The sequence below is a fragment of the Marinobacter sp. genome (assembly GCF_041687235.1).
In the GTDB taxonomy this organism is placed as follows: domain Bacteria; phylum Pseudomonadota; class Gammaproteobacteria; order Pseudomonadales; family Oleiphilaceae; genus Marinobacter.
The window spans coordinates 62,348-88,335 of record NZ_JAWLCH010000009.1 but is presented as its reverse complement, the minus strand read 5'-3'; the positions used below and the strand labels follow the sequence as shown (position 1 = coordinate 88,335).

Genomic DNA, 25,988 nt, shown 5'->3' with positions numbered 1-25,988 from the left:
GGGAAAACCATGGCGGATATTCACGTCGAGGAATTCTACAAGGATGCAGCCATCGCCCTGGTTCAGCTTTACGGCGTATTTCCCCGGCGGATAAACCTGTTCGTTGAGGACATTGCCGGCCCCGATGAACCAGACGAGTTTGGCCTGCACAGCAAGCGACACATGGCCTGTTTTGGCGCCCTGCTCTGGCTTTCAGAAGAAGGCCTGCTCCGTTACATCGACACCATTCGCCAGGAAGCTCTGGATCAGGCGGTGTTGACCCGGGATGCGTTTATCCGCCTGAGCGCCCCAGCGCCACAGGCCCTGGCAAGGGAGTTCGGAGTGCCTGAAGAGGGCTCCGCCAGCACACTGCCTCCATCGGTTCAGGATGACCTCTCCACCCATATCCATCTGATCCGGACTGCACTCCGTAGTGGTAACTCGGCTCGCATCAGCCAGATCATGCAGGCAACCTTCTTCGCGGACCGGGATAATTATTAAATCACCGTAAGCCCGTTGATTGATTGAACCGCGGACGCATATAACGGTCTGAAAGACGGCTTTATTTTCTGTTACAAACTGATCAGGAAACCAACATGCGTATTCTGCTGTTTCTGGCAACCAACCTTGCTGTAATCCTCGTCGCGAGCTTTACGCTGCGACTCCTGGGTGTGGACAGCTACCTCGCCCAGAATGGTATTCAGTATGGCTCTTTGCTGGCCTTCGCCGCGGTCTTCGGATTCGCCGGCGCTATCGTGTCTTTGCTGATTTCGAAGCGAATGGCCAAATGGAGCACCAAGGCCCGGGTTATCGACGCTCCGCGAACACCGGCAGAACGTTGGCTGGTGGATACTGTGGCCGAGCTGGCCAAGAACGCTGGTATCGGCATGCCGGAAGTCGCCATTTTCCCGGCGTCGCAATCCAACGCCTTTGCCACCGGCTGGAACAAGAACGATTCGCTGGTTGCGGTCAGCGAGGGGCTTCTGCACCGCTTCAACAAAGATGAAATCCGGGCCGTCCTGGGTCATGAGATCGGTCACGTTGCCAATGGTGACATGGTAACCCTGGCCCTGATTCAGGGGGTCGTGAATACCTTCGTTATTTTTGCTTCCCGGGTCATTGGCTCATTCGTTGATCGGGTGGTCTTCAAGAATGAGAGCGGGCACGGGCTGGGCTTTTTCGCCGTCAGCATCGTTGCTGAAATTGTTTTGGGTATATTGGCCAGCACCATCGTGTTCTGGTTCTCTCGCCGCCGGGAATTCCGGGCGGATATCGCTGGTGCCCAGCTCGCCGGTCGTTCCGCCATGATCAGCGCCCTGGCACGGCTAAAGCAGGAAAGTGAAGTGCCAGACCAGATGCCCGACAGCCTTCAGGCGTTTGGTATCAATCGGGGGGCCCGAGGCGGCCTGAGCGCCTTGTTCATGACCCATCCCCCGCTGGAAGACCGGATACAGGCGTTGCAGAACGCCAGGCTGTCCTAAAAAAACCGGGGCCTGAACGGCCCCGGTTTCTTGTTTTTCGGGCGTTGCCCCGATCAGATTTTCAGCTTGAACCCGACGGCCCGGAAACTGTCCTGCAGGGACTTACTGGTTCCTTTGAGCTGAATCTTGAGACTGGAACACTCACGACGAACGGGATAATCCCGACGCAACCTGTCAAACGCCGCGCCTCTCTCTTCCAGGGAGCCGGTCATGGCGTTACGAAGCCGGGCATCGTCCCGGCGAGGGTCGTAACAGGCCCTCAGTGCAATCCGGATCGCATCTTCTTCCTCTGCCGAACTGGTAAAGGAAACCTTGCTGAGCGCCGGTTCCGGCAAAAACTGGCCGGCCTTTTTGCGAACAGGCAGCCCCAGGAACTGGCTCAGGGCCTGATAGATCATTTCCGTTCCCTGAACCTTGCCCTCCAGGCTGTACCCGGCAATGTGGGGTGTGGCCAGCCACACCCTATCCACCAGCTCCGGATGGATTCTGGGCTCCTGTTCCCAAACATCCAGAGCCACGACGGGTGCATCTCCCTGGCTTAGACGCGCCAGCAACGCTGAGGAGTCGATGACTTCACCACGACCGGCATTGATAAGTAACTGGCTTGCGCCCAATGCCGCAAGTTCCGCCTGCCCGATCATATGAAACGTGGGATGGCTTCCCTCCCTTGTGAGAGGTGTATGCAGGGACACCACATCGCATTTCATGGCCTCTTGAAGCGCCACAAACTGCTCATCATCCGGCTCGAGGTCAGCTCTGGGTGGGTCGCAAAGGCGCACCTCAAAGCCAAGGCGCTCCAGTTTGTGGGCCAGCTCGCCACCAACATTACCAACACCCACAACGCCGACGCTGAGCTGCGACCAGTCCGACAAACCACGTCGTTCAGCATGGAGCGACAGCACCGACAGCACATATTCGGCCACGCTGTTGGCGTTGCAGCCCGGCGCGGCGGAGAAGCGGATACCCGCCTGCTCCAGCCAGTCGAGATCCACATGGTCGGTACCGATCGTGGTTGTACCTACGAACCGGACCCGACTGCCCTCCAGCAGTTCACGGTTTACCCTCGTGACTGATCGCACCAGCAGGATGTCCGCGTCACGGACGTCCTCACCAGTCATGGAGCGGCCGGAGACCCGGCGTATCTCACCGATATCGCCGAAGAAGGAATCCAGCAAGGGAATGTTTTCGTCTGCTACGATCAACATGATGATGCCTGACCCTGTCAGTTCCTGCGCTGACGCTGATTACGTCCGCCCTGGCCACGGCCACCTGATCCCTGAGGGCGTCGGCCACGTTTGCGGGTAATCGGCGGGTTATCCATTGCCGCCATGAGTTCCTCGTCAGGCACTGCGGTCTTCAGCTTCTGACTGATGTAGGTCTCAATGGCCGGAAGCGCGAAGGAATCGTCCTCACCGGCGAAACTGATGGAAACCCCGTGTTTGCCAGCCCTTCCCGTGCGACCGATACGGTGCACGTAATCCTCGGCATTATCCGGCAGATTGTAGTTGAAGACATGGGTGACGCCGTTCACGTGAATACCGCGGCCGGCCACATCGGTGGCGACAAGCACCTGGATGCTGCCTTTCTTGAACTGATCCAGGGTTTTGAGGCGTTTGTTCTGCGCAATCTCCCCGGACATCAGGGCCACTTTGACCCCCTGGTTCCTGAGATCTTCTTCCAGATCGCGGCACTGATCCCGCCGGTTGGCGAATACCAGCGCCTTCTCTACTTCCGGCCGCTTCAGGAAGTTAACCAGAACCGGAAGCTTTTCATCGTCGCCCACCAGGTACACTGTCTGCTCCACCCGCTCTGCCGTCTTCTGTTCCGGCTCAATCTCCACGAACTCGGCATTACTGGTCCACATGGAGGCGAGGTTCAGGACATCCTGATTGAATGTGGCGCTGAACAGCAGAGTCTGGCGCTCATCCTTGGGGGTGCATTTACGGATGATCCGTTTGACGTCTGGAATGAACCCCATATCAAGCATGCGGTCGGCTTCATCCAGAATCAGGATATCCAGTTGATCCAGGAAGACGTCCTGAGAACCGAGGAAATCGATCAGGCGTCCCGGAGTCGCAACGAGAATATCGACGATCTCGTTCTGCAGCTGGTCCCGCTGCTTGTCATAGTTCATACCGCCAACAACCGTCACCACATTGTGGCCAGTGTGCTGGCACAATTGTTCTGCGTCCTTGGCGATCTGCATGGCCAGTTCCCGGGTGGGCGCCAGGGCCAGTACCCGGGGCTCGGAGGCGAAACGGTCTTTTTCGGGAATCGGGGTCTCCAGCAGACTCTGGATTGCCGTAATCAGAAACGCAGCGGTTTTACCGGTGCCGGTCTGGGCCTGACCGATCAGGTCCTCGCAGGCCAGTGTCCAGGGCAGCGTTTCCGCCTGGATGGGTGTGCAGTATTCAAAACCGATGGCCGTAATGGCATCCAGCAAACGCTTGTCGAGGTTCAGATCGCTGAATCTCAGGTCGCCGGTGTGTTTTGGGTCAGATGTCATAGAGTCTCAGTTTTCCTGGGATGTCCTGATTCAGAATATAACGGAGCAATGCGTCGGGCATCTTCATGCCAACGCTCTTGTAGGGTAGCTCCGGTACCGTAAAATGTTGCCAGCGAATCAAAAAAGGCCTGTGCCCGGGGCGGTAACCCCCGGTCCAGATACTCTCTCGCCTGGATCCGCACATTGTGGCGGAACCGTTCTTCATTTGCGGCGCCCGCTCCGGAGAGGTTGTCCACGCTGATGTGAAAACGGGATCCCGCAGCCAGGGCAAACAACCACTCGATAGCCTGGGGCTTGATCTCAACCTGTTCGAAGGCCTGTTGCTGCTGCAGTGTACGGCCATCCGGACAGTACCAGTAACCATAATCGTGAAGTGTGCGCCGGTGCTCACCAGCAATACACCAGTGGCTTATTTCATGCAAAGCACTGGCATAATAGCCATGAGCAAAAATGACCTGTGCAAGACCTTCCGGCCCGCTCGCAGGCAAGTATTCAGGTTCATCGCTGCCTTTGACCAGGACCGTCCGGTATGCTTCCCGGAAAAGGTCATTAAACAGCATGATAAGATCATTTGGACTGTGATTCATTGGGTGGCTATTGTGCGACTTTACCGCCCCCAATACCAGAGGGAACTTTGACAGGTCCTCCGTGTCCACTGCTGGCGTGAGCCGGTGGCGACAACGCTGTAACAGTCCGACTTGCAAAGACTCTAACCCAAGAGACACTAACCGGGAACTCCTACAATCGATGATGGCTTTCGCTGACGTACCGAAGATGAAACGCCAATGGGCAAATCCACTGAATCTGATTCTGGCGCTCGCCCTGATATTTTTCGCCTCGTCGCCTGCCTGGGCGCTTGGCGGCAATGGAAGCTCCCTGTTTGGCGGCCAGGGCAATGATTTTCTTCCGGTCGATGAAGCGCTGCCGTTCAGTTTCACCACCGATGCGGACAAGGTGGTTCTTTCATGGGACATCACACCCGGACACTACCTTTACCGCGAGCGGGTGAGCATCGAAGCAACCAATCCCGATGTCGTTGTCGGAGAACCTGAGTTTTCGGCTCCGGGTACAGAGACCGAAGACGAATTCTTTGGCAAGACCACCGTATTTTTTGACCCCGTTGAGGTCCGTGTTCCGGTCTCGCTCCCGTCCGGAGTTCGGGAAGCCGAGCTACAGGTAACGTACCAGGGCTGCGCCAAAGCAGGACTGTGTTACCCACCCCAGACCCGCGACGTGCTCTTCTATCAGGGGGGTGGCGGCTCTGATGCGGAGGCGGCATCCGCCGCAGGTATTTCGGGAGGTGGCGGCAACACGCCCGTCGATACCGAAACCGCCACAGGCCTTGCGGGCTTTCTGGCCCAGCAATCCACGCTGGTGATCGCCGGCGTGTTTCTTCTGCTGGGGCTTGGACTGACCTTCACACCTTGCGTTCTCCCCATGGTACCGATCATTTCGTCACTGGTATCCGGCAGGAATACCCGGACAACAGGCCATGCCCTGCTTCTGTCGGGCAGCTATGTTCTGGGGATGGCACTGACCTATGCTGCGGCCGGGGTCCTGACCGGGCTGCTCGGCGCCAGCTTCAACCTGCAAGCGCAACTGCAATCGCCGTGGGTGTTGAGTGTCTTTGCCCTGATGTTCGTGATCTTTGCGCTGTCGATGTTCGACCTGTTCGAAATCCAGCTACCACGCTTCATTCGCGAACCATTGAATGACGCCAGCCACCGGCTCACGGGCAGCAGAGTATTCAGTATTTTCGGTATCGGGGCCCTGTCGGCACTGATCGTTTCGCCCTGCGTATCCGCTCCACTGGCTGGTAGCCTGCTCTACATCTCGACAACCCAGGACGCCGTTATCGGAGGCGTGGCACTGTTTGCACTCGGACTCGGCATGGGCATTCCGCTTATTCTGGTCGCGGTGGGTGGCCGGAAACTGCTACCAACCACCGGTCACTGGATGACCGCGGTAAAACACTTCTATGGCGTAATGTTGCTGGCTGTGGCCATCTGGCTGGTTGAACGCCTGGTGCCAGGCTGGCTGGCACTGACTCTCTGGGGGCTTCTGATCGCCATCACCGGTGTTCAGCTAGGCGCCTTCGATGCCGCCAAAGCCGGCTGGGAACGGACCCGCAAGGGCCTTGGCCTGGTCCTGTTCGCCTATGGCCTGGCCCTGCTCGCCGGCGCTGTGAGCGGCGCCAATGACCCCCTTAAGCCACTGTCACAGTTCACAGTGGCTTCCGCATCACCCGGTGGCGGCGGCGCGGCGAGCAACCAGCATGCGGATTTCCTGCGTGTCGAGCAGCCCGGCGAAATCCGGGCAATGCTGCAACAGGCCCGGGAACAGGGCCGTCCGGTCCTGCTGGATTTCTATGCCGACTGGTGTATTTCCTGCAAGGTCATGGAGCGCAATGTTTTCAGCAAACCAGACGTCATCCAGGCCCTCAGCCCCTACACCCTGCTGCAGATCGATATGACCGACAACACACCCGATCAGCAGGCGTTGCTGGACGAACTCGGCCTTTTCGGACCACCCGCCATCCTGTTCTATGGCAGCAACGGTGAAGAGCTGCCCCAACGCCGGGTACTGGGCGAAATGGACCGGGAGGAATTCCTTGGCCACCTCCAGAGAGTGCGCCCGGAGGTGTAACACAGAGCGCTATTGCCCTCGGCGTATCAGGAAGATGAAGAGATCGTCGGCTTCGGCCCGGCTGATCAGCTCATGGCCAAGGAACTGGCAGAACCTCGGGATATCCCGGGTGGTGGAGGGATCCGTTGCCACCACTCGCAGCACACCACCGGGTTGTACATCGTTGATCCTGTTATGCAGCATCATGACCGGTTCCGGGCAGAACAGACCCCGGGCGTCCAACTCCGCGTCGTATTCGGATGCACTCACACACTATCTCCTGTCAATGAACCTGATTTTTCGTGAAAACCTGCTAAATTATTGTTTATAACAGCTAAAACACTTGGAGGTTTGCCATGATTCGGGTTCTGATTGAGCGTCACATTGCCGAAACCCTGGAATCAGCTTACGAAGAACGCTCACGCAAGGTTCTGCAACAGGCTGTAAGTGCACCGGGCTTTATTTCCGGCGAAACACTGGTAGACAGCCATGACCCCAATCATCGGATAACCCTGGCAAACTGGCGGTCAGAAGCTGACTGGAACCGTTGGTTTCACTCCGAGGAACGCAAAAACCTCATGATCGACCTGATTCCCATGATGGACGAGGAAGAGCACATTACGGTTCTGGAACAAAGTGCTTTTTAACCGGTTCGCTCAATAAAACAGGTGATCTCTTCCCGATCGTGATACAGGTGGCGAGCCTTGAGACGGAATCCAACACCCGCCTCCCGGAGCCCATTCACAAGAATATCACGGCAGATCAGCCACTCGTCGTAGCGCTTCTTCATCGGTAACTTCAGATTGAAGACCGTGTAACGGCAAAGGCCCTCGCCAACCCAGGTTACCGCCAGCCTGGCAGTTTTTCGGGGTTGATCCACGATATCACAGACCATCCAGTCAATGCCCCGTTTGGGGCGCCAGCCGTAACCATCGGCCTCCACATGCTCAACCTGCCCCGAGGCCATCAACTCCGCGTTCATGGGGCCATTGTCAACGGCGGTTACCATCATACCCTGGCGAACGAGCTGCCAGGTCCAGCCGCCGGGCGCGGCTCCGAGATCAGCGGCTTTCTTGCCGCCACCGAGATAGTCCAGTTCCTGATCAGGTGGCAGAAATACCTTCCAGGCCTCTTCCAGCTTGAGGGCGGACCGACTGGGCGCCGATGCCGGTAGCCGCAGGCGCGGGATACCGCCGACATACCGGGCCCGATTATCGGCAAGACTGAAACCGACAACCGCCGATGTAAAATCCGGGAGGAACACTTCCAGGCGGGCTGGCGCAGCAGCGTTCTGGTCGGCCTTGAGCAGGCCCGCCCCGCGAAGCCCTCTGGACAGGGGCGACACCCACTTCCGGGCAAAGTTGCCAAGGTCTCGGTCTGCATTGTTTTCCGGCAGCCGGACTTCCAGGCGAGCACATCCGGGATAGCCCCGCCCCAGCCCCCTGAGACCCTCTATTATCGCGCCAACGCGGTCCTCGTCCGGCAGGCCAAACTCGCCAAGCACCACCATCCAGTCACGAACGAACACCAGATCATCAAGCGCAAGGCGTGCCATCAAATCATCCGGGGTTTCTGGTGCGGCCGGGAAAAAGCGGACCAGCCCCTGATCTTTGACGGGCTCAAAATAGCCGAAGATGCCCTTTTCCGAGGCCGAGTCGGTTACCTCCCGGCCAGCTTCTGTTTCAAAGCCGGGCCGGCAAAATACAAGTATCTGTTCCATGCGGCACCTGATATAGGGACAGCAAACCATCCCTCAAAAGTTGAATCTGTTTAACAGCGCAGATTGTCTTCTCTGGCTACACTTCCCGCTCTGTTAACCGCGGGAACCACTGAATGTTGTCCGTTTTGCGCCTGATTGCCATTCTCAGCCTGTCGCTGATCCCTGCCCTGGCGTTGCCAGATACAGGATCAGTCCGGTCGGGATGCCCGACACTTGAGGCAACCGATAGTGCGGCCCGTGCGTCCCTTATGCAATATGTCTGCTATCACAGCGCCCCCCCGGACACACCAGGCCACCACGCAAAAACGCCGGACCAGCTGCCGCGTGATCTCGAGTGGACACCTGCAGATGGACGTGATCTGGTTTTCAGCCACACCAAGTCTGTTTACTGGGTCCATTTGCATGTCAGGAACTCCAGTGCTGAGCGGACCGTGTGGTATCTGAAGCTCAACTACCCCCTGCTCGATGAAGTTACCTACTGGCAAACCGGAGAGGATACGACCGAGGCGATTATCACCGGAGACCAACGGCCTTTTGCGTCTCGGGCCGTAGACTACCGGTATTTTCTGCTCCCCGTCACGCTGGATGGTGGGGAGACCCGATCATTAACGCTCAGGGTCCACAGCAACGGGGCGCTTAATGTGCCGCTCAGTTTCGAGACGGTCCCGGAAGTGATTGCCGGAAGCAATCACCTGACCCTGACCCATGGACTCTTCTACGGGGCATTACTGGTATTTGCCGTCTTCAACCTGTTGCTGTTCTTCAGCTCCGGTACCGGTTACTACTTCTACAATGCTTTCTATCTGGCGGCGCTTGGACTCTTCTTATTCGCCATGGGCGGCTTCGCCAACCAGTATTTCTGGCCAGACAGTGCCCACTTTGCCAATACATCCATACCGCTGTCTCTGTCACTTTGCGCTCTCGCCATGATACTTTTTGGCCGGTCGTTTCTGGAAATCGACAGAGGAACCATCTCGGACAGCGTCCTCAAGGGCCAGGCCTGGTTCTGCGTCGGCTTCCTGGCTCTCACACTGATCCTCCCGTACAACAAGACCATTCTTCTCAACACGGTTCTCGCGCTCGCGGTCATCTCAAGCCTTTTCATTATTGCTGCAGTTCGCTGGAAGCAAGGCTATCAGCCCGCCATGTGGTACCTCCTTGCCTGGCTGATCATGCTGGTTGGCGGCCTGATCTATGCGCTTGCGGCCTTTGGTTATCTTACCGACTTCCTGGCTCGTGAAGCGTTGATGCAATCGGCCGTGGGCGGTCAGGTTATTCTGCTTAACTATGCGATGGTGCAGCGATGGCGTCTGCTCAACCAGAAACTCCTGGACGTTGAGCACAGTGCCCGGACGGAGCTGGAGTTCAAGGTGCACGAGCGCACGGCACAGCTCAGAAACACCATGCGGGAGCTGGAAAAGGCTAACCGCAAGCTGTCAACCATGAGCCTCAATGACGCGTTGACCGGCCTGCACAATCGCAGACATCTGGATAATATTTTCCCGGAGCTGTGCGCCGAAGCACGCCGAACCGGTCACCCACTGACACTGGCGCTGGTAGATGCCGATCATTTCAAGACCATTAATGATACCTGGGGCCACGGGTTCGGCGACACCTGCCTGCAGTTCATCGCCGAAATGCTCACCCGGCATGTGAAGCGTCCACGGGATGTCGCCATTCGGTTTGGCGGTGAGGAGTTTGCACTGCTGTTGCCGGGAACCAACGCTGCAGGCGCCGAAAAGGTCTGTGCGGCCCTGCTTGCCGACATCGCCAACACGCCTTTATTGTCGCCGGACGGCAGCGAGGTCAGGATGACCCTCAGCGCAGGGATCGCGTCCCTTGGCGCCGGCGAAGATCAGAACGAACTTTTCGAACGGGCGGATGAAGCCCTCTATCGGGCGAAAAGTGCCGGCCGGAATCGCGCCTTGGTCGCCGACACCAGCGAGGTTGAGTGACGTTCAGGGCACCAGGCACTCATTGACAAAAATCCGGGCCTCCCGGGCCGCCATGGCAATCAGGTCACTTTGGGTCCGGGACTGACTTTTCAGAGGCTGGAAATCATGATTACCGCCCTCCAGCCAGCGCAGCCGAATGTCGTCCAACGCCTTCTCGTGGCCTGCCATTTCGGCAGGCTTGCCAAAAGGATCTCTTGTACCCTGCAGTACCAGCATGGGTGACTTGAGATCCTGGAAGTGCCCGGTGCGCCAACGGTCTGGTTTTCCCGGCGGATGGAAGGGGTAGCCAAAGCAAACCACACCATCAATATCCTCCCGCTGGCTTGCCAGGATACTGGCCATCCTTCCACCCATGGACTTGCCACCTACCAGAACCCGCCCCCCGGCCCCAAGCCCAGCGCGAACCTGATCAACGACTCCGGCAAAATACTCGAGCAAAACAGGTTCCCGGTCGGGGGGCCGCTTTTTGCCATCCAGGCGACGTTTTTGCATGTAGGGAAATTCGAAGCGGACCGGTGAGATGCCCTCCCGGCCGAGCGCCATAGCAAGCTCCTCCATAAACGGGGAATCTGCCGGCGCACCAGCTCCGTGCGCCAGAATCAGTACGACTTCCGAAGGACTTTCATGGCCTTTGGTCTTAATCAACTCCACAGAATTCACCTCATGCAATTAAGCGACTATCATTGCTACTCAGGCAACACCTATTCCCGACGCTGAAACAACTCCAATAACGGCACTGAAAAGGAAGCCATGTTGCTGATTTCGGCGCATTTGACGGATGTCAGGAGTTGACCTGAGTCATTGCAAACAGCTAATGGTTTCTCCATACTTGCGCCCGCATATTTCCCCACTTTAAACCCATTGGTAAGGCTATGAGCACAGTAAATGCAAACCTGACATACAACTACAAGGTGGTGAGACAATTCGCCATCATGACAGTGGTATGGGGTATTGTAGGTATGGCGCTGGGTGTGCTGATTGCAGCACAGCTGGTCTGGCCGTCCCTCAACCTCGACCTGCCCTGGACCCACTTCGGCCGTCTCCGGCCGCTGCATACCAACGCCGTTATCTTCGGCTTTGGTGGAAGTGCCTTGTTCGCTACCTCCTATTATGTGGTGCAACGCACCTGTCAGGCCCGTCTGATTTCCGATAGCCTGGCGTCGTTCACCTTCTGGGGATGGCAGGCGATCATTCTGTCGGCAGCCATTACCTTGCCTTTGGGTCTTACCACTTCCAAGGAATACGCCGAGCTCGAGTGGCCGATCGACATTGCCATCGCGGTGGTCTGGGTTGTCTACGCGCTGGTGTTCTTCGGCACTATCATGAAGCGCAGCACGCCCCATATCTACGTGGCCAACTGGTTCTATGGTGCGTTCATTCTGACCGTGGCGGTGCTTCATATCGGCAACAACATGGCGCTTCCTGCCAGTGCCTTCAAGTCCTACTCTGCCTACGCAGGTGTCACAGACGCCATGATGCAGTGGTGGTACGGTCATAACGCGGTAGGCTTCTTCCTGACCGCCGGCTTCCTGGGCATGATGTACTACTTCGTTCCCAAGCAGGCCAACCGTCCGGTCTACTCTTACCGCCTGTCGATCGTCCACTTCTGGGCACTGATCGCCACTTACGTCTGGGCCGGTGGCCACCACCTGCATTACTCTGCCCTGCCTGACTGGGCGCAGACTGCGGGCATGGTGATGTCCCTGATTCTGCTTGCACCTTCCTGGGGCGGCATGATCAACGGCATGATGACCCTGTCAGGTGCCTGGCACAAGCTGCGCACCGATCCGATCCTGCGCTTCCTGGTGGTTTCCCTGTCGTTTTACGGTATGTCGACCTTTGAAGGTCCGATGATGTCCATCAAAACCGTAAACGCCCTGTCCCATAACACTGACTGGACCATTGGTCACGTGCACTCCGGTGCCCTGGGCTGGGTTGCCATGATCAGTATCGGTGCGGTGTATCACCTCATCCCGAAACTGTGGGGCATTCAGGCCATGTACAGCACGAGCCTGATCAACGCGCATTTCTGGCTCGCAACCGTCGGCACCGTACTTTATATCGTCGCCATGTGGGTAAACGGCATCATGCAGGGCCTGATGTGGCGCGCTGTCAACGAAGACGGCACTCTCACCTACAGCTTTGTGGAATCGTTGGAAGCGTCCTATCCGGGATACTTCGTCCGCTTCATCGGTGGTGCCATCTTCCTGACCGGCATGCTGGTCATGGCTTACAACGTCTATATGACCGTGCGTCAGAAAGATGCGGTTGCGCAGGACAACGCTGCAACACAGCCGGCGTAACGGGAGAGAGAGCAGATGAAACACGAAATTGTCGAAAAAAATATTGGTCTGATGATCGTACTGATCATCCTGACCATCAGTGGCGGCTTCCTGGCCGAAGTCGTCCCGCTGTTCTTCCAGAAAGACGTCAATGAGCCGGTGGAGGGCCTCGAGCCTCTGTCAGCGCTGGAACTGGAAGGCCGGGACATCTACGTGCGTGAAGGCTGCCACGTGTGTCATACCCAGCAAATCCGCCCGTTCCGTGCGGAGACCGAGCGGTATGGCCACTACTCCGTTGCGGGCGAGTTCGTTTACGACCGCCCGTTCCTGTGGGGCTCCAAGCGCACTGGTCCGGACCTGGCCCGCGTTGGCGGACGTTATTCAGATGCCTGGCAGCGTCAGCATCTTTATGATCCGCGCAGCGTCGTACCTGAATCCAACATGCCGGCTTTCCCCTGGCTGTTTGAAGACAGGGTCGACCATACCAAGACCGCTGCCAAGCTGGAGACACTTCAGACTCTGGGCGTTCCCTACACCGATGAGCAGATTGCAGAAGCAGCCGCTCAGGTGGAGGGTAAATTCGAAATCGAAGCGCTGGTCGCATACCTGCAACAGCTGGGTACTGTGATTTCAGACAGACGGTGAACCATGGATATTAATGAGTTACGCGGTGTTCACACACTTCTGGTAATGGCGATGTTCCTTGGAATCGTCTGGTGGGCCTACAGTGCCCACCGCAAGAAGGCCAACGACGAGGCAGCTCACCTGCCCTTCGACGATGACGACGTGGAAAAGCGTACGCTCGAACAGGAAAAAACGGAGAAAAAAGAATGAGTACCTTTTGGAGCATCTGGATCAGTGTGATCGTGCTCGGTACCGTGTTCGGCTGCTGGTGGCTGCTTTGGGCAACCCGCAAGAGCCAGACGACCGATACCGAAACCGACCGCACCATGGGCCATTCCTTTGATGGCATTGAGGAATACGACAACCCACTTCCGAAGTGGTGGTTCTACCTGTTCCTTGCTACCTGCATCTTCGCACTGGGATACCTCGCGCTCTACCCGGGTCTTGGTAACTATAAAGGCCTGCTCGGCTGGACTTCCACGAACCAGTGGGAAGCGGAAGTGGCAGAGGCTGAAGATAAATACGGTGAAATCTACGCCCAGTTTGGCCAGACACCGGTTCCCGAGCTGGCGGAGAACGACGATGCCATGAAGATCGGCCAGCGTCTGTTCGCCAACAACTGCGCTGTGTGCCACGGCTCCGCAGCTCGCGGCCAGGTGGGTTTCCCCAACCTGACTGACGATGACTGGCTCTGGGGCGGAAGTCCTGACGACATTCTCGAGACCCTGCACAATGGCCGCATGGGTAACATGCCCGCGAAAGGCACCATGCCCAGCATGACCAACCAGCAAGTCGACCAGGTCGTCAATTATGTCCTGAGCTTCAGTGGTCGGGAAAAGGACGCCGAAGCAGCGGAAGCCGGCGAGGCGGTCTTTGCCCAGGCATGCGTGGCCTGTCACGGTCCTGACGGCAAGGGTATGCAGTCTATGGGAGCCCCCAACCTGACAGACAACACCTGGCTTTACGGTTCTACCTACGAGTGGATCCGGGAAACCGTTGTTCATGGAAGGCAGAACGAGATGCCTGCCCAGGATCGCCTCCTTTCGGACGATCAGATTCAGATTCTGGCGGCGTACGTTTACAGCCTCTCGAACTGAGTCACTTGGCCGGGGTGGGATCACTCCGGCCAGGTCTTTTCAACCCTGTGTCTGCCCCCGCGGGCACAGGCTTGAAAAGATCAGCAGCCTAAAAGCCTGTTGCCCCGTACTACCGTTTTCCTGGAGGTAACGATGAGCAGTGAGATTCCGGTCAAACAGGTTGACCCATCCTCTGACCCCTCCGACAACAACAATAAATCCGGAACCGTCGAGCTATACGCCAGCCGCAAGAAGATTTACGTCAAGGAAGTCAAAGGCTTCTTTCAGCGTATCCGTAACGTCAGCCTGACGTTACTGATGGGCATGTACTTTGCGTTCGTCTGGTTCACCCTGGACGGACAGCCGCTGATTCATTTTGATCTGCCTGCCCGGGAATTCCATTTGTACGGGGCGACCTTCTACCCGAAGGACTTCATTCTGCTTTCGGGCATGCTGATCATTTGTGCGTTTGGTCTTTTCTTCATCACCACACTGTTTGGTCGGGTCTGGTGCGGTTACACCTGTCCGCAAACCGTCTGGACCTTTATTTTCATGTGGGTGGAAGAGCGTATCGAGGGCAGCCGGAACAAGCGGATGAAGCTCGATAAAGCGCCGAGCTCGGCGAACAAGATTGCCAAGAAGTCCGCCAAGCATGCGGTCTGGCTTCTTATTGCCCTCGCCACCGGACTCACGTTTGTCGGTTACTTCTATCCTATTCGCGAATTGCTGGCCGATCTGTTTACGCTGCAAGCCAATGGCTGGGCCTATTTCTGGGTCGCTTTCTTCACGGTGGCTACCTATCTGAACGCGGGCTGGATGCGGGAACAGGTTTGCCTGTACATGTGCCCGTATGCCCGCTTCCAGTCTGTGATGTTCGACCCGAATACCCGGGTGGTCTCCTATGACCCCAACCGGGGCGAGCCCAGGGGTGGTCGCAAAAAAGGCGTGGATCCGGCAGAAGTTGGCCTGGGAGACTGCATTGATTGTGGCCAGTGTGTCCAGGTCTGCCCGACCGGCATCGACATCCGGGACGGCCTGCAATACGAGTGTATCGGCTGTGCCCTGTGCATTGATGCCTGCGACGAGATCATGGACAAGATGGACTATCCCAGGGGGCTGATCCGTTACACCACGGAAAACGAACTCGAGGGCAAACCTTCCAAGCTCTTGCGCCCGAGAACCTTTGGTTATGGCGCTGTCCTCTCACTGATGGTTGCAGCCATCATCTTCACCATCGCAACCCGAGTGCCGGCAACAATGGATGCGTTGCGAGATCGCGGCGCCTTATACAGTTTCAACGGTGAGGGCCGTATTGAGAACTCCTACACCCTCAAGATTGCGAATATGACGGAAGTGCCGCAAACCTTTGTTATTTCCGTCAGCGGGCTCGAAGGCATCCGGATTCTGACCGACACCTCCGTGACCGTAGAAAGTGGCGAGAACCGGTCACTGCCGACCGTTGTAGACGTGCCACCCGAATCCATCGCTGAGTCCAACAACGACATTCTTTTCACGGCCCAGTCGGAGGAAGATTCTTCACTCAGCCTTGAAACTGAAAGCCGTTTTGTTGGTCCAACGCGCTGATCCGGATTTTCCGAAATCCGGGAACGTTTAAACGAGATACCGATTTATGACTACTGAAGCTCCCGTAAGCCCCTGGTACAAACAGCCCTGGTTCTGGTTCCTGCTGATTTTCCCCGGGGCCTCCATTATCTGGTGCACCATTGCAATAACGGTGGCACTGAATACCGAGAACGCCATGGTAACGGACGACTGGTCCAAGCAGGGCCGCGGCATCAACATGTCGATTGCCCGCGACCAGAAAGCCGAAGATATGGGCATGGAAGCCAGGTTTGCCTTCGATGAGCGCAAGGTCACCCTGAATCTGGAAACCGTGGAAGGGCCAGCAGACTTGCCCTATCTGGTGCTTAATCTGTTTCATCCCACCCTGTCGGACAAAGACCGCGTGATCCAGTTCAGACAGGTTGCGCCGGGCCGGTATGCAGGTCAGCTGCACGAAGATATCAACGGTCGCTGGTACTACGATCTCCAGGGTCCCGGTAACGAGTGGCGACTCAAGGGGGAAGCCTGGCTACCGTCTGAAGAGGGAATTACGGTCAAGGCCGGGGAGTCAGCCCAAGGTTGACCAGCCTGGATTGTTTTCATTGCGGTGAGCCGGCAGACGGCGAGCCCCCCATCACTCTTGAGCTCGAAGGAACGACCCGCCACTTCTGCTGCCAGGGTTGCAAGGCCGTGTGCCAGACCATTCGCAGCGAGGGTCTTACCGGGTTCTATGATTTTCGGACAAAACCGGCGGTTACCCCAAAGCAGCTGACCCCGGCGGAACTGAATCGCATCAGAGAGCTTGATCATCCGCTGGTTCAGGAGTCTTTTGTTGCACCGGTAAAAGGCGCCCAGGAAGCCCAGTTGCTCATTGGCGGCATTACCTGTGCCGCCTGTATCTGGCTGCTTGAAAACCATATGAAGCAGCAACCCGGTGTTGTCTCCTTCTCGGTAAACCATACCACCCAGCGTGCGCGACTGGTCTGGTCCCCGGATCAGGCTCGGCTGAGCGACCTGCTGATCGCTATCCACGAACTCGGCTACACGGCCCGTCCCTACCAGGCGGACGAGGCAGAGCAGGCACTCAAGGCCGAGCATCGATCCATGCTTATCCGGGTCGCAATTGCCGGAATCGGCTCTTTCCAGAGTATGATGCTGGCGTTTCCCCTTTATTTCGAACTGGTCAGCGAGCTGTCTCCCGAGTTCGTCAGTTTCTTCCGATGGTTCAGCCTTCTGGTGGCCACCCCCGTGGTTCTTTTCAGTGCCGCGCCCTTTTTCCGCAATGCTCGTCGGGATATCCAGAGCCGGCACCTGACCATGGATGTGCCGGTCGCCATAGCGATCGGGCTCGCCTACCTCGCCAGCGCGTGGGTAACCGTCTTTGGCGGTGAGGAAGTGTACTTCGAGTCTGTTTGCATGTTCACCTTTTTCCTGTTGTTAGGGCGCTACATCGAAGTTCAGGCCCGCTACCGTGCAGGTCTGACAGGCAACGCGCTGGCAGGGTTTCAGCCAACCGTTGCGACTTTGGTGACGGGTGAGAATACCGATATCGTTCCCGCCCACCAGATCCGGCCGGGAGATATCGTTCGTGTGCGCCCCGGGGAAACCCTGCCCGTGGATGGCGAGATTGTGCGGGGCGAATCCACACTGAACGAAGCCGCCCTGACGGGTGAGTATTTACCGGAAACCCGTTATCCCGGCGATACCGTCCACGCCGGCAGCGTAAACGGAGAAAACCCCCTTGATGTCCGGGTCGTCAAGGCAGGTGCGCAGACCCGTCTTTCAGGCATTTTGCGTGTCCTGGACCGGGTCCAGTCGGAAAAGCCCCAGGTTGCCATGATGGCCGACCGTATGGCCGGAAAATTTGTCGGCCGGGTATTGATCCTGGCTCCGGTTGTCTGGATCGGCTGGTGGCTGGCCGGGGCCGACAATGCCTTCGACATCACCCTTTCTGTGCTGGTAGTGACCTGCCCCTGTGCACTCTCGCTGGCAACCCCGACAGCCATCACATCGGCAACGGTCAGGCTCCGCCGCCTTGGCTTCCTGCCAACGCGGGGGCACACCCTCGAGTCGATGAACAGCATCGATACCGTGGTCTTCGATAAAACCGGGACGCTGACACGCGGGGAACTCAGCCTGACGGGCACCGAGATCGTTGGCAGCCTGGACGAGCAGACCTGTCTCAAGCTTGCAGCGGGCCTGGAGAAATACTCGGAGCACCCCATCGCCAAAGTGTTCCATCGTCGAACCACGGCTGCGGTGGAGCACGTCCAGAACCATGTTGGCGGAGGGTTGTCCGGCCAGCTCGGGGAGCTGCGACTGTTCATTGGCCACCGGGGGTTTGTCGAGCAGCACACCACTGCTCCTGCTCCGCAGGCGGAGCATCATCAGGGCATGGAAATCTGGCTGGCCTCGGAGACTGAATGGCTTGCCTGTTTCAGGCTCGACGACCAGCCCCGCGACGATGCCCGTGCGGCCATCAAGGCTCTACAGGACGCAGGCATCCGCACGTTGCTGCTGAGTGGCGACCGGTCCGGGCATGTCGATCAGGTGGCGCGTATACTGGGTATTGACGAAGCCATCGGCCAGGCCTCTCCGGAAGATAAGCTGGCAGTGCTGCAAAAGCTGGAAGCCGAAGGCCGGCACATCATGATGGTCGGTGATGGGCTGAACGACCTGCCCTCCATGGCCGGCGCCGGAATTTCGGTGGCCATGGGCACGGCAGCCGATCTGACCCAGTTGAAAGCCGACGCGGTTCTGCTGAATGGTCAATTGCTGCAGTTGGTCGAAGCTCTTGAAACGAGCCGCCAGACCCGGCGCATTATCCGCCAGAATCTCTGGTGGGCCCTCATATACAACGTCTGTGCGCTACCCCTGGCTGCAGCGGGTATGGTTGCACCCTGGCTTGCAGCCATTGGCATGTCACTCAGTTCTCTGGTGGTGGTTCTGAATGCACTGCGGCTTGGCAAGTCACGGAGCCGGCAGAGTCAGGACAATCCCGCGGTTGGCGCCCAGGCCTTGTCCTGATACCGTAACCCCATACTCTTTTCTGCGAGGTTGCACCGTGCAAATCGTCATGTTTTTGGTACCGGTGATGCTCATACTTGTGGCCGTGGGCATCGCCCTGTTTACCTGGTCGGTAAAGAACGGACAGTACGATGATCTCGAAGGCCCGGCCCATCGAATTCTGTACGATGACGACCAGGACATGATCCCGGACGACGCCCGAACCGACAAGCCGGCGAAAAAGGAACCAGCGCGGACACAAACAGCCGACAGTGGGGAAACCGCCAGCCCGGAAGAGGACAAGTCCGAAAAAGGATGAGCCCTGAACTCTACCTCTCCTACCCGAGCGCATTTCTGATCGGACTGCTCGGCAGCACACACTGTCTGGGCATGTGCGGCGGTATCAGCGCCTCCCTCTCCATGGCCCTGCCTGTGGGCCGGGGCTTCCGGTTACGGCAATCGGTAATGCTTCTGGCCTTCAATTTCGGGCGGATCGGCAGCTACGTTCTGATTGCCGCTCTGGTTGCACTGGCCAGCACCTCAGCCGCCAGTCACTGGACGCTTGCCGGCCTGCTACTGCGAACTCTGGCGGGAATTCTGCTGATTTTCATGGGGCTTTCCATGGGGCAGTGGTGGCAGGGTATTCGCTATGTGGAGCGTGTAGGCGCGCCCATCTGGGCGCGGCTATCTCCGTTGACCCGTCGCTTCCTGCCAGTGAATCACGGAGGACAGGCGCTTGCCCTCGGAGCGCTATGGGGCTGGCTGCCCTGTGGCCTGGTTTACAGCACCCTCGGGTGGGCTGCGCTGCAGCCAACGGTGGGTTCGGCTGCACTGACCATGCTGTTTTTCGGGCTTGGCACCCTCCCTTCCATGCTGGCCACCGGTTTCGCAGCCAACTGGATTCGCGGCTTACAGAGCCACCAGCTGTTCCGAAAGGTGACTGGCGGCCTGCTTATCCTGTTCGGGCTCTGGACCCTGCCGATTCAGCATCTGACCGGACACTAGCCGATTAGATATTCAGCACATCCAGGCGACCAAAGTCCGGCGCTGCCTCGGGTTCCGCTGTCTGTACAGCCTGGCGCTTGCCACCCAGGCGCCTGCCTTCCCTGAAATCGTAGAGGTTGGTATCCGCCAGGTGCGAGGGTTCTACATTGCACAGGGCCCGGAACATAGTCTCAAGCCGGCCAGGATGCTGCTTGTCCCAACTCTGAAACATCTCCTTGATCACCTGACGCTGAAGATTCTCCTGGGAACCACACAGGTTACAGGGGATGATGGGGAACTCCCGAAGACCCGCATAGCGGGCGATATCTTTTTCCCGGCTATACGCCAGCGGCCGGATCACCGTGTTCCGGCCATCGTCGCTGTGCAGCACCGGTGGCATGGACTTCAATTTACCGCCATAGAACATGTTCAGGAAAAGGGTTTCCAGCAGGTCATCCCGATGGTGGCCCAGGGCAATTTTGGTAACCCCATGCTCCTCAGCGAAATTATAGAGAATTCCGCGACGTAGCCGGCTACACAAACCACAGGTGGTCTTCCCTTCCGGCACTTTTTCCTTAACAATACTGTAGGTGTCCTTCTCGATGATGTGATACTCAATACCCATCGAGGCCAGATACTCGGGCAGGACCTCTTCCGGAAAACCCGGCTGCTTCTGGTCAAGGTTGACGGCAATCAGCTCGAACGAAACCGGAGCGCTTTTCTGCAGGTTGAGCAGAATATCAAGCATGGCGTAGGAGTCCTTGCCGCCGCTGAGGCAGCACATGACTTTGTCACCGGCTTCAATCATCGAGAAATCGGCAATCGCCTGCCCGACTTCGCGGCGCAGACGTTTCTGCAGCTTGTTCAACTCCAGCTTCTGGCGGCGTTCGCGCTCGGAGTTGAGGGACTGTTCGGAACTGGCGATCATTGCTTCGGACATACCAACTACGTTCATAAGGCAAATGGACGTGAGATTATACGCGTCACATGGATTCAGGGACAGGATACCGACATGGATATGTTGCAATCGAGTGGAGAAGTCGCGGGCAAACGGGAACGGAACCGGATACGCAACCGAAGGGCCATCCTCCATGCTGCGCGGGAATGCTTTCGGGAGCGGGGCTACGACAATTCAACCATCCGCGACATCGTACGCCGCACGGGGCTGGCTGCCGGTACGTTCTACAATTATTTCTCCAGCAAGCAGGATATCTTCGCCGCCCTGCTCACCGATTTCCTCACCAATCTGAACAATAACCTCACCCGGTATCGGCGCACATCGGATACCACCGAGGATTTCATTCATTACGCCTACCTGGCCCTGTATACCGCAACCGCCCGGGATCCACTGGTTTACGAACTGGCCCATCGCAATGACCGTGCTCTGAAAGAACTGTTTGGGTCGGACATACTCGGGCTCACCATGTTATCTCTGGAAGGGGATGTCCGCGACGCGATAGACCGCCAGTTGCTCCCCCCAATCGATCAAGAATACCTGTGCGCAGCTTTTTTCGGCGTTGCCTATGAAACCAGCCTGACCCTAGCCAGGCGCGCCCACAAAAACCCGGAGTCGGCGGATTCGGAAGCGCTGACCGCAACCCGTTTTTCCACGGCCCTGTTTCTGGGCGGTCTCCCTCGGCTGGCAGCACTTCCCTGACGACCGGGAGTGCCCTACCATAGGATCCATGACAGACAACGATTTCCGAAGGAACCCTTTCCATCCTCGGGCAGTGGACGAAGATACTTGCCTTGAGCAACAGATTCAGCATCTGTTGGTGGCCGTTGAGCACGAGCTCAGGTCAGCACCGGCCGGCATGAATGAATTATCGCTCATCAAAGTACTTCAGAAACCGCCCTGGGAACTGCTTGGAGACGTTGTTTTCAGCGAACCCGAAAAACTCTACCCGGTTCATTTTTTGTTATTTCACGTTCTCTATCGTCTGCGTGACCAGTTGTCTGAAACCGGCGAGAGCCTGAGAATATCGCCCCTGACGATACGCATCGAGACGCAGGCAGTGGTCGGTGGCGAAGGAGTTCCGGACAGTGTCGACACACTTCGCCAGTTCTATCTGGACCTTTCTCAGTACCGCCTGCCGGATGAAGCCATTCAGCAGATGATGGATGATTTCTGGGCAGGCGCTCCTGGCCAGGCACCAGCACAATCAGAAACAAGGCAGGCTGCTGAAACACTTGGATTCACGGCTATTCCACCGGATTTCCCAACCGTCAAGCAGCGTTTTCGCAGGGCCGTGATGCGTGCACACCCTGATCGCGGCGGCAAAACCGAGACCATTCAGCACCTCAACCAGGCGTTTTCGGTATTGAAGGCCCATTTTCGTCACAGCATCTGACCGGTTCCATAGCACCGGGCCAGAATCAGAAAACCCAGGAGACTCTATGCGACTCAAAGTATTCCTGAAACCCTCACTGGCCGTTGCGGTCATGGCAACCGCCATCTCGGCACAGGCTGACCTGGTGGTGCTGCAGTACCACCATGTCAGCGATTCGACCCCGCCCGCCACCAGTACCTCCGTGTCCCTGTTTGAAGGCCAGTTGGATATGCTGTCTGATCTGGACCTTGAGGTTGTGGACCTTCTGGAGGGCACCGGAGAAACACTGGCCGGTACCGGCGGGAAAGACAATCGCATCGCCATTACCTTCGATGATGCCTACGACTCGGTCTACCGTGCGGCGGCTCCCCTGCTGGCCGAAAAGGCGTACCCCTACACCATTTTCGTCAATACCGAAGCCGTTGGTCGAAAGGGCTACATGACCTGGGAACAGATTCGGGAACTGGCGGAACGCCCGGGCGTGACCATCGCCAATCACAGCGCTGACCATGGACATCTGGCTCGCAAGCCGGACGAATCCGAAAGCGCCTGGCAAGCCCGGGTAACCAACAGCCTTGATGCAGCCCAGGAAACCCTTGATCGGAAACTTGACGCCCCGGCTCCCATGTTCGCCTACCCTTACGGGGAGTTTGACGAAGCACTGGAACGGGAAGTGGCCGATCGTGGCTGGTACGGTTTCGGCCAGCAATCCGGCGCCATCGGCCAGAAAACTGCGAACACTCGTTTACCCCGCTTTCCAATGGCCAACGCCTACGGACAACTGGGCAGCCTTGAAGACAAGCTGCGCAGCAAGGCGTTCCCTGTTGATACCGGCGAGTTGCCGGACGGTGTGATCTCGGAAAACCCACCCACACTGATTTTCCCGCTGCCTGAAGCGCTGGATGCTGGCCGGCTGACATGCTTTGCCTCCGGTCAGGGACGTATCGACTTTGACGTGATTGACGGCAAGGTGAAGGTGCAAGCGCCCGATTCCTTCAACAGCCGGCGATTCCGTTACAACTGCACCCACCCCGCGGGCCATGGCAGCTACTACTGGCTGTCGCAACAGTGGCTGGATCTGAGCAAACCGGAGGACTGACGGCGGGGCACCCTTCGGGGCACTAGTCTTCTACCTGCATCAGGCCAATTTCGCCCTGCATAACGTGGGGCATTTTCCCAGGGCCAGCTCCGGTTTCAAAAACGGTCTGGCCATTCAGGTCTTCATCGCGGGTAAACAGGACCAGCCAGCGCTCTCCCTGTGCAGGGAAAGCGGGAATCCATGCCTCCAGATAGCCGCGTCTGTGCCAGTTTTCCGGTGTAAAATCCATGACCAGATCGGTCACCAGTCTTACCGGCTCCTTCTGCTCGTTCAGGAAAACGAGCGAGGGAACAAACACGCCGTTTCTGGCGTATGAGCGCAGGCGCATGACAAAACTTCCGTGCTTGCCGGCGTCAGGAAGTTCGATCAATTGATAAGCGCTGTTGCCGGTCAGGAACGGATGGGTTGCTGAACCGTCTTCGAGTGTTACGCCAAATTCCCGTCCTGACTGCCAGCGTTGCGGGGTAAGACCATTCATGGAAGCACAGCAGGTCTCGGCAAATCGGGCGAAAAAATCTTCCGATGAGGCCTCAATGCCGAGAATGGCAAAGGCATCCGGGTCATGACCGGCCACCGGCGCTTGAGCCGGCCCATCCGGCCCCGCATGGTAGACGCTGGCCCTGGTAATCTGAACGGGAGGTTCTATCAGCCCCTTCTGTAGGTCAGAACGCGTATCGGGCCGGTAATAGCTTACCCGGACATTTCCCTCAGCGTCCCGCCAGGTAAAGTAGGGTTGCCGTTCCCCGGGACGAACGTAGCCGTCTTTTTCAAGCTGTCCGCCATCCGGATAATTCTCCAGCGTGTACTCGGTTTCCTCCTGCAGCTCCGGGCCCGAACGGGCCTCACTACCGGCAGGACTTGTTTCTTCAACAGAAACCGGATCGCGTTCATTGCCGGCCTTTTCTTTGGAACCCCCGGCAATGGGAGAGTGTCGGACCCTGCCCTGCTCGTCTACCCAGGTAAAATAACCCTCCCGTTCGGATAACGTCGAGCCGCCAGTCTGGCAGCCTCCGAGAAGAGCAACCAGAAACAGGCACAGGGCAGGTTTCAAGAAAGGTCCGTTAATCACTGCGAATGACTACCTTCTGGTTAATGGCAGCACTCAGAATTTTGTCCGGAAACTGAGGCCTGCCATGACAACCCGTAGCGAGGTTTTGACATCAAGGCCTGCATAGGGGTTGTAGATAATGTTGGTGATATTGTCGCAGTTTACGTTACAGCTGGTGTCCGCGGGAATCGACTCCACCGAATGGAGATAGCTGAGATTAATATCAATCTCAGTGTTCTTGTCCCATTGGTACCCCATCCCGATGCTGTAAAGGTTGGCGCCGCCAAAGGGCGCCATGACCTGTCGCTGATCATCCGGTATAACGGAATCCCGTATTTCCACACCAGCCCGGAGGTCCAGGCGAGAAGAGGCATGGAACTCCATGCCGAAGGCCCAGTTCCACTGGCTCTTGAAACCCAGGGGCAGTCTCAGAGTGTTTGGCGTGGCATTGTCCGGTGACAGGATCCGGGCCGCATTGAGGAACTCCAGGTTACGGTCGAAACGGAAAACAAAGGCATCCCATTGCTTGTAATCGGTCCAGCCGATATCGGCGTTCAGGGTCAGCTTCGGGTGCACGTCAACACTGATACCGGTCTGGAAATGCTGCGGATAGACCAGGTCCATACTGACGTTACCGGATTCCTTCGGCGCACCGGATGGCAGGCTCAGGATGGCCGAGGTAATGGCACCGAGTACCGATCCGTTGACACTCTGCCAGAAGCCCGACCAGTCATCGGTGTACTGAATCTCGAAAGTGCCCTTCATGTTCATGTCAGCTTCAGAGGTATAGCTTGCCCCCCAGCTGAACCAGTCGTTCGGCTCCCACATGACACCCAGGGCATAGGTCGGTGACAGGGTTTCCTGGACATTGATGTTCAGTGCGCCGATGTCATCCCAGGGGCCAACATTACCCCCACACAGTGCAAGCCAGGGCTGAAGGGGCTCGTCGCCGCTCTCACAGTTAAAGGCGTCCTGCAGAACTTCCGCCACACCCAACAACAGGTTGGGCGCGCGCATGTATTGATCCGCAGCGACGCCCATGTGGGAAAGATGTATCCCGGCACCCACGGACCAGTCGTCATTGATTTCGTATCCGACAGTGGGCGACAGATAGGTTGTGCGCTGCAGCGCCGTGGCCTGTGGCTGGTAGCGACCGGGGTCGTCCTTGTCACGGTAGAAACCGGCTGCAAGGGGCAGGTAAAAGGCATTACCGAAGGTCAGCTTGGAGCCCGGCGGATTGATGCTGATACCCGCCGAAGGCGCGAGGGCTGGTCCGGGCGGTAACCGCAAAATTCCATATCCGGGAACATACAGTGCCACGTTGTTGGTGTGACTGTGGGTGTTGGCCACCGGGTCCCGCTGCTTTCCGGTTTGAGGATCAGTCTCCAGCCCGTCAATGCCAAAAATCTCATAGCCATCCGGAGCCGTGAAATCAGCATCGATATCGAGATAGACGCTCATCAGGTTCACTTCCAGCTGACGACCGTCCAGCTTGGTCAGACCCGCCGGGTTGTAATGAATTGCCATAATTCCCGGTGGGTCGGCGGTCACGGCATTCCCGAGGGCCAGTGCCTTGGGATGAATCGTCAGATTCTGCGCAAGCTGTGCCTGGGCACCACATGAGATGGTCGTGGCAATCAGGGCCGCGAGAATCCGGCGGTTGTGGCGTTTATGTCCCATGAAGTCCTTCCCTTCCCGTAGATCGTCAAC

26 protein-coding genes are annotated in these 25,988 nt (G+C 57.6%); 17 read left to right on the top strand and 9 right to left on the bottom strand.

All coding sequences use genetic code 11. The features are described from left to right. Window positions 1-9: 9 nt before the first annotated feature. Both ACESMK_RS13545 and htpX read left to right on the top strand, forming a co-directional pair. Window positions 10-480 carry a hypothetical protein gene (locus ACESMK_RS13545; RefSeq protein ID WP_372999661.1) on the top strand — a complete coding sequence of 157 codons (471 nt, stop codon included), beginning with the start codon at window positions 10-12 and terminating at the stop codon, window positions 478-480. A 95-nt stretch (window positions 481-575) separates the two neighbouring features. Next, window positions 576-1,460, top strand: coding sequence for a protease HtpX (gene htpX, locus ACESMK_RS13540; protein WP_372999658.1), 885 nt, complete (start codon window positions 576-578; stop codon window positions 1,458-1,460). 53 nt (window positions 1,461-1,513) lie between these two features. On the opposite strand, the gene pdxB is transcribed toward htpX, so the two are convergent. The 3 genes from pdxB to ACESMK_RS13525 are packed head-to-tail and all read right to left on the bottom strand — an operon-like array spanning window position 1,514 to window position 4,553. Then, window positions 1,514-2,665 carry a 4-phosphoerythronate dehydrogenase PdxB gene (gene pdxB, locus ACESMK_RS13535; RefSeq protein WP_372999655.1) on the bottom strand — a complete coding sequence of 384 codons (1,152 nt, stop codon included), beginning with the start codon at window positions 2,663-2,665 and terminating at the stop codon, window positions 1,514-1,516. A 17-nt stretch (window positions 2,666-2,682) separates the two neighbouring features. After that, window positions 2,683-3,966 carry a DEAD/DEAH box helicase gene (locus ACESMK_RS13530; protein ID WP_372999652.1) on the bottom strand — a complete coding sequence of 428 codons (1,284 nt, stop codon included), beginning with the start codon at window positions 3,964-3,966 and terminating at the stop codon, window positions 2,683-2,685. Then, on the bottom strand, window positions 3,963-4,553 hold the full coding sequence (locus ACESMK_RS13525) for an elongation factor P hydroxylase (RefSeq protein ID WP_372999649.1): 591 nt from the start codon (window positions 4,551-4,553) through the stop codon (window positions 3,963-3,965). Before ACESMK_RS13525 ends, ACESMK_RS13530 begins: the two co-directional genes overlap by 4 nt. Before the next feature lie 160 nt (window positions 4,554-4,713). Between ACESMK_RS13525 and dsbD the strand changes: the two genes are divergently transcribed. Next, complete coding sequence (gene dsbD, locus ACESMK_RS13520) at window positions 4,714-6,612, top strand: protein-disulfide reductase DsbD (RefSeq protein ID WP_372999646.1); 1,899 nt, start codon at window positions 4,714-4,716, stop codon at window positions 6,610-6,612. 9 nt (window positions 6,613-6,621) lie between these two features. On the opposite strand, the gene tusA is transcribed toward dsbD, so the two are convergent. Beyond that, window positions 6,622-6,861: a sulfurtransferase TusA gene (gene tusA / locus ACESMK_RS13515; RefSeq protein ID WP_372999643.1), complete on the bottom strand. Its 240-nt coding sequence runs from the start codon at window positions 6,859-6,861 to the stop codon at window positions 6,622-6,624. 86 nt (window positions 6,862-6,947) lie between these two features. Between tusA and ACESMK_RS13510 the strand changes: the two genes are divergently transcribed. Beyond that, a complete protein-coding gene (locus ACESMK_RS13510) occupies window positions 6,948-7,238 on the top strand; it encodes an antibiotic biosynthesis monooxygenase family protein (protein ID WP_372999640.1) in 291 nt (96 codons plus the stop codon). Here ACESMK_RS13510 and rlmM read toward each other — a convergent pair. After that, window positions 7,235-8,311: a 23S rRNA (cytidine(2498)-2'-O)-methyltransferase RlmM gene (gene rlmM / locus ACESMK_RS13505; protein WP_372999637.1), complete on the bottom strand. Its 1,077-nt coding sequence runs from the start codon at window positions 8,309-8,311 to the stop codon at window positions 7,235-7,237. The genes ACESMK_RS13510 and rlmM overlap by 4 nt on opposite strands. Before the next feature lie 113 nt (window positions 8,312-8,424). Between rlmM and ACESMK_RS13500 the strand changes: the two genes are divergently transcribed. Next, window positions 8,425-10,266: a diguanylate cyclase gene (locus ACESMK_RS13500; protein WP_372999635.1), complete on the top strand. Its 1,842-nt coding sequence runs from the start codon at window positions 8,425-8,427 to the stop codon at window positions 10,264-10,266. Window positions 10,267-10,269: 3 nt separating this feature from the next. Here ACESMK_RS13500 and ACESMK_RS13495 read toward each other — a convergent pair whose 3' ends face one another. Continuing rightward, window positions 10,270-10,917, bottom strand: coding sequence for an alpha/beta family hydrolase (locus ACESMK_RS13495; RefSeq protein WP_372999632.1), 648 nt, complete (start codon window positions 10,915-10,917; stop codon window positions 10,270-10,272). Between the two features lie 221 nt (window positions 10,918-11,138). On the opposite strand from ACESMK_RS13495, the gene ccoN reads away from it, so the two are divergent. From ccoN to ACESMK_RS13450, 9 genes are all read left to right on the top strand, one after another. After that, window positions 11,139-12,569 (top strand): cytochrome-c oxidase, cbb3-type subunit I, encoded by a 1,431-nt coding sequence (gene ccoN / locus ACESMK_RS13490; RefSeq protein ID WP_372999629.1) that lies wholly within the window; start codon window positions 11,139-11,141, stop codon window positions 12,567-12,569. A gap of 15 nt (window positions 12,570-12,584) precedes the next feature. Next, window positions 12,585-13,193, top strand: coding sequence for a cytochrome-c oxidase, cbb3-type subunit II (gene ccoO / locus ACESMK_RS13485; protein ID WP_372999626.1), 609 nt, complete (start codon window positions 12,585-12,587; stop codon window positions 13,191-13,193). 3 nt (window positions 13,194-13,196) lie between these two features. Next, entirely contained in the window at window positions 13,197-13,382 is a 186-nt protein-coding gene (locus ACESMK_RS13480) for a cbb3-type cytochrome oxidase subunit 3 (RefSeq protein WP_372999623.1), read from the top strand. Next, the gene (ccoP, locus tag ACESMK_RS13475) at window positions 13,379-14,269 is read left to right on the top strand and encodes a cytochrome-c oxidase, cbb3-type subunit III (RefSeq protein WP_372999621.1); all 891 of its coding nucleotides are present in this window, start codon (window positions 13,379-13,381) and stop codon (window positions 14,267-14,269) included. The genes ACESMK_RS13480 and ccoP overlap by 4 nt, the downstream gene beginning before the upstream one ends. A gap of 132 nt (window positions 14,270-14,401) precedes the next feature. Next, complete coding sequence (gene ccoG, locus ACESMK_RS13470; protein WP_372999618.1) at window positions 14,402-15,832, top strand: cytochrome c oxidase accessory protein CcoG; 1,431 nt, start codon at window positions 14,402-14,404, stop codon at window positions 15,830-15,832. Window positions 15,833-15,878: 46 nt separating this feature from the next. Continuing rightward, window positions 15,879-16,394 carry a FixH family protein gene (locus ACESMK_RS13465; protein WP_372999615.1) on the top strand — a complete coding sequence of 172 codons (516 nt, stop codon included), beginning with the start codon at window positions 15,879-15,881 and terminating at the stop codon, window positions 16,392-16,394. Further along, window positions 16,391-18,838: a heavy metal translocating P-type ATPase gene (locus ACESMK_RS13460; RefSeq protein WP_372999612.1), complete on the top strand. Its 2,448-nt coding sequence runs from the start codon at window positions 16,391-16,393 to the stop codon at window positions 18,836-18,838. Before ACESMK_RS13465 ends, ACESMK_RS13460 begins: the two co-directional genes overlap by 4 nt. Window positions 18,839-18,887: 49 nt before the next feature. Then, window positions 18,888-19,136, top strand: coding sequence for a cbb3-type cytochrome oxidase assembly protein CcoS (ccoS, locus tag ACESMK_RS13455; protein ID WP_372999609.1), 249 nt, complete (start codon window positions 18,888-18,890; stop codon window positions 19,134-19,136). Next, window positions 19,133-19,822, top strand: a complete 690-nt coding sequence (locus ACESMK_RS13450) for a sulfite exporter TauE/SafE family protein (protein WP_372999606.1) — start codon at window positions 19,133-19,135, stop codon at window positions 19,820-19,822. Before ccoS ends, ACESMK_RS13450 begins: the two co-directional genes overlap by 4 nt. Window positions 19,823-19,826: 4 nt before the next feature. Here ACESMK_RS13450 and ttcA read toward each other — a convergent pair whose 3' ends face one another. Further along, on the bottom strand, window positions 19,827-20,741 hold the full coding sequence (gene ttcA, locus ACESMK_RS13445; protein WP_372999603.1) for a tRNA 2-thiocytidine(32) synthetase TtcA: 915 nt from the start codon (window positions 20,739-20,741) through the stop codon (window positions 19,827-19,829). Window positions 20,742-20,813: 72 nt separating this feature from the next. Here ttcA and ACESMK_RS13440 point away from each other — a divergent pair, with 72 nt between their 5' ends. Genes ACESMK_RS13440 through ACESMK_RS13430 form a run of 3 tightly spaced genes read left to right on the top strand, consistent with a single transcriptional unit; the run spans window position 20,814 to window position 23,230 of the window. Further along, window positions 20,814-21,458 (top strand): TetR/AcrR family transcriptional regulator, encoded by a 645-nt coding sequence (locus tag ACESMK_RS13440; RefSeq protein ID WP_372999600.1) that lies wholly within the window; start codon window positions 20,814-20,816, stop codon window positions 21,456-21,458. 28 nt (window positions 21,459-21,486) lie between these two features. Beyond that, complete coding sequence (locus tag ACESMK_RS13435; protein ID WP_372999598.1) at window positions 21,487-22,152, top strand: DNA-J related domain-containing protein; 666 nt, start codon at window positions 21,487-21,489, stop codon at window positions 22,150-22,152. Between the two features lie 46 nt (window positions 22,153-22,198). Further along, window positions 22,199-23,230 (top strand): polysaccharide deacetylase family protein, encoded by a 1,032-nt coding sequence (locus ACESMK_RS13430; RefSeq protein WP_372999596.1) that lies wholly within the window; start codon window positions 22,199-22,201, stop codon window positions 23,228-23,230. Window positions 23,231-23,252: 22 nt separating this feature from the next. Here ACESMK_RS13430 and ACESMK_RS13425 read toward each other — a convergent pair whose 3' ends face one another. Both ACESMK_RS13425 and ACESMK_RS13420 read right to left on the bottom strand, forming a co-directional pair. Beyond that, the gene (locus tag ACESMK_RS13425) at window positions 23,253-24,281 is read right to left on the bottom strand and encodes a MalM family protein (protein ID WP_372999593.1); all 1,029 of its coding nucleotides are present in this window, start codon (window positions 24,279-24,281) and stop codon (window positions 23,253-23,255) included. A 51-nt stretch (window positions 24,282-24,332) separates the two neighbouring features. Then, window positions 24,333-25,958: an OmpP1/FadL family transporter gene (locus ACESMK_RS13420; RefSeq protein ID WP_372999590.1), complete on the bottom strand. Its 1,626-nt coding sequence runs from the start codon at window positions 25,956-25,958 to the stop codon at window positions 24,333-24,335. Between the last annotated feature and the right edge of the window lie 30 nt (window positions 25,959-25,988).

Coding starts and splice junctions, on each gene's coding strand:
- ACESMK_RS13545 (WP_372999661.1), top strand. CDS start 10: ATGGCGGATATTCACGTCGAGGAATTCTACAAGGATGCAGCCATCGCC.
- htpX (WP_372999658.1), top strand. CDS start 576: ATGCGTATTCTGCTGTTTCTGGCAACCAACCTTGCTGTAATCCTCGTC.
- pdxB (WP_372999655.1), bottom strand. CDS start 2,665: ATGTTGATCGTAGCAGACGAAAACATTCCCTTGCTGGATTCCTTCTTC.
- ACESMK_RS13530 (WP_372999652.1), bottom strand. CDS start 3,966: ATGACATCTGACCCAAAACACACCGGCGACCTGAGATTCAGCGATCTG.
- ACESMK_RS13525 (WP_372999649.1), bottom strand. CDS start 4,553: ATGAATCACAGTCCAAATGATCTTATCATGCTGTTTAATGACCTTTTC.
- dsbD (WP_372999646.1), top strand. CDS start 4,714: ATGATGGCTTTCGCTGACGTACCGAAGATGAAACGCCAATGGGCAAAT.
- ACESMK_RS13510 (WP_372999640.1), top strand. CDS start 6,948: ATGATTCGGGTTCTGATTGAGCGTCACATTGCCGAAACCCTGGAATCA.
- rlmM (WP_372999637.1), bottom strand. CDS start 8,311: ATGGAACAGATACTTGTATTTTGCCGGCCCGGCTTTGAAACAGAAGCT.
- ACESMK_RS13500 (WP_372999635.1), top strand. CDS start 8,425: ATGTTGTCCGTTTTGCGCCTGATTGCCATTCTCAGCCTGTCGCTGATC.
- ccoN (WP_372999629.1), top strand. CDS start 11,139: ATGAGCACAGTAAATGCAAACCTGACATACAACTACAAGGTGGTGAGA.
- ccoO (WP_372999626.1), top strand. CDS start 12,585: ATGAAACACGAAATTGTCGAAAAAAATATTGGTCTGATGATCGTACTG.
- ACESMK_RS13480 (WP_372999623.1), top strand. CDS start 13,197: ATGGATATTAATGAGTTACGCGGTGTTCACACACTTCTGGTAATGGCG.
- ccoP (WP_372999621.1), top strand. CDS start 13,379: ATGAGTACCTTTTGGAGCATCTGGATCAGTGTGATCGTGCTCGGTACC.
- ccoG (WP_372999618.1), top strand. CDS start 14,402: ATGAGCAGTGAGATTCCGGTCAAACAGGTTGACCCATCCTCTGACCCC.
- ACESMK_RS13465 (WP_372999615.1), top strand. CDS start 15,879: ATGACTACTGAAGCTCCCGTAAGCCCCTGGTACAAACAGCCCTGGTTC.
- ccoS (WP_372999609.1), top strand. CDS start 18,888: ATGTTTTTGGTACCGGTGATGCTCATACTTGTGGCCGTGGGCATCGCC.
- ACESMK_RS13450 (WP_372999606.1), top strand. CDS start 19,133: ATGAGCCCTGAACTCTACCTCTCCTACCCGAGCGCATTTCTGATCGGA.
- ttcA (WP_372999603.1), bottom strand. CDS start 20,741: ATGTCCGAAGCAATGATCGCCAGTTCCGAACAGTCCCTCAACTCCGAG.
- ACESMK_RS13440 (WP_372999600.1), top strand. CDS start 20,814: ATGGATATGTTGCAATCGAGTGGAGAAGTCGCGGGCAAACGGGAACGG.
- ACESMK_RS13435 (WP_372999598.1), top strand. CDS start 21,487: ATGACAGACAACGATTTCCGAAGGAACCCTTTCCATCCTCGGGCAGTG.
- ACESMK_RS13430 (WP_372999596.1), top strand. CDS start 22,199: ATGCGACTCAAAGTATTCCTGAAACCCTCACTGGCCGTTGCGGTCATG.
- ACESMK_RS13420 (WP_372999590.1), bottom strand. CDS start 25,958: ATGGGACATAAACGCCACAACCGCCGGATTCTCGCGGCCCTGATTGCC.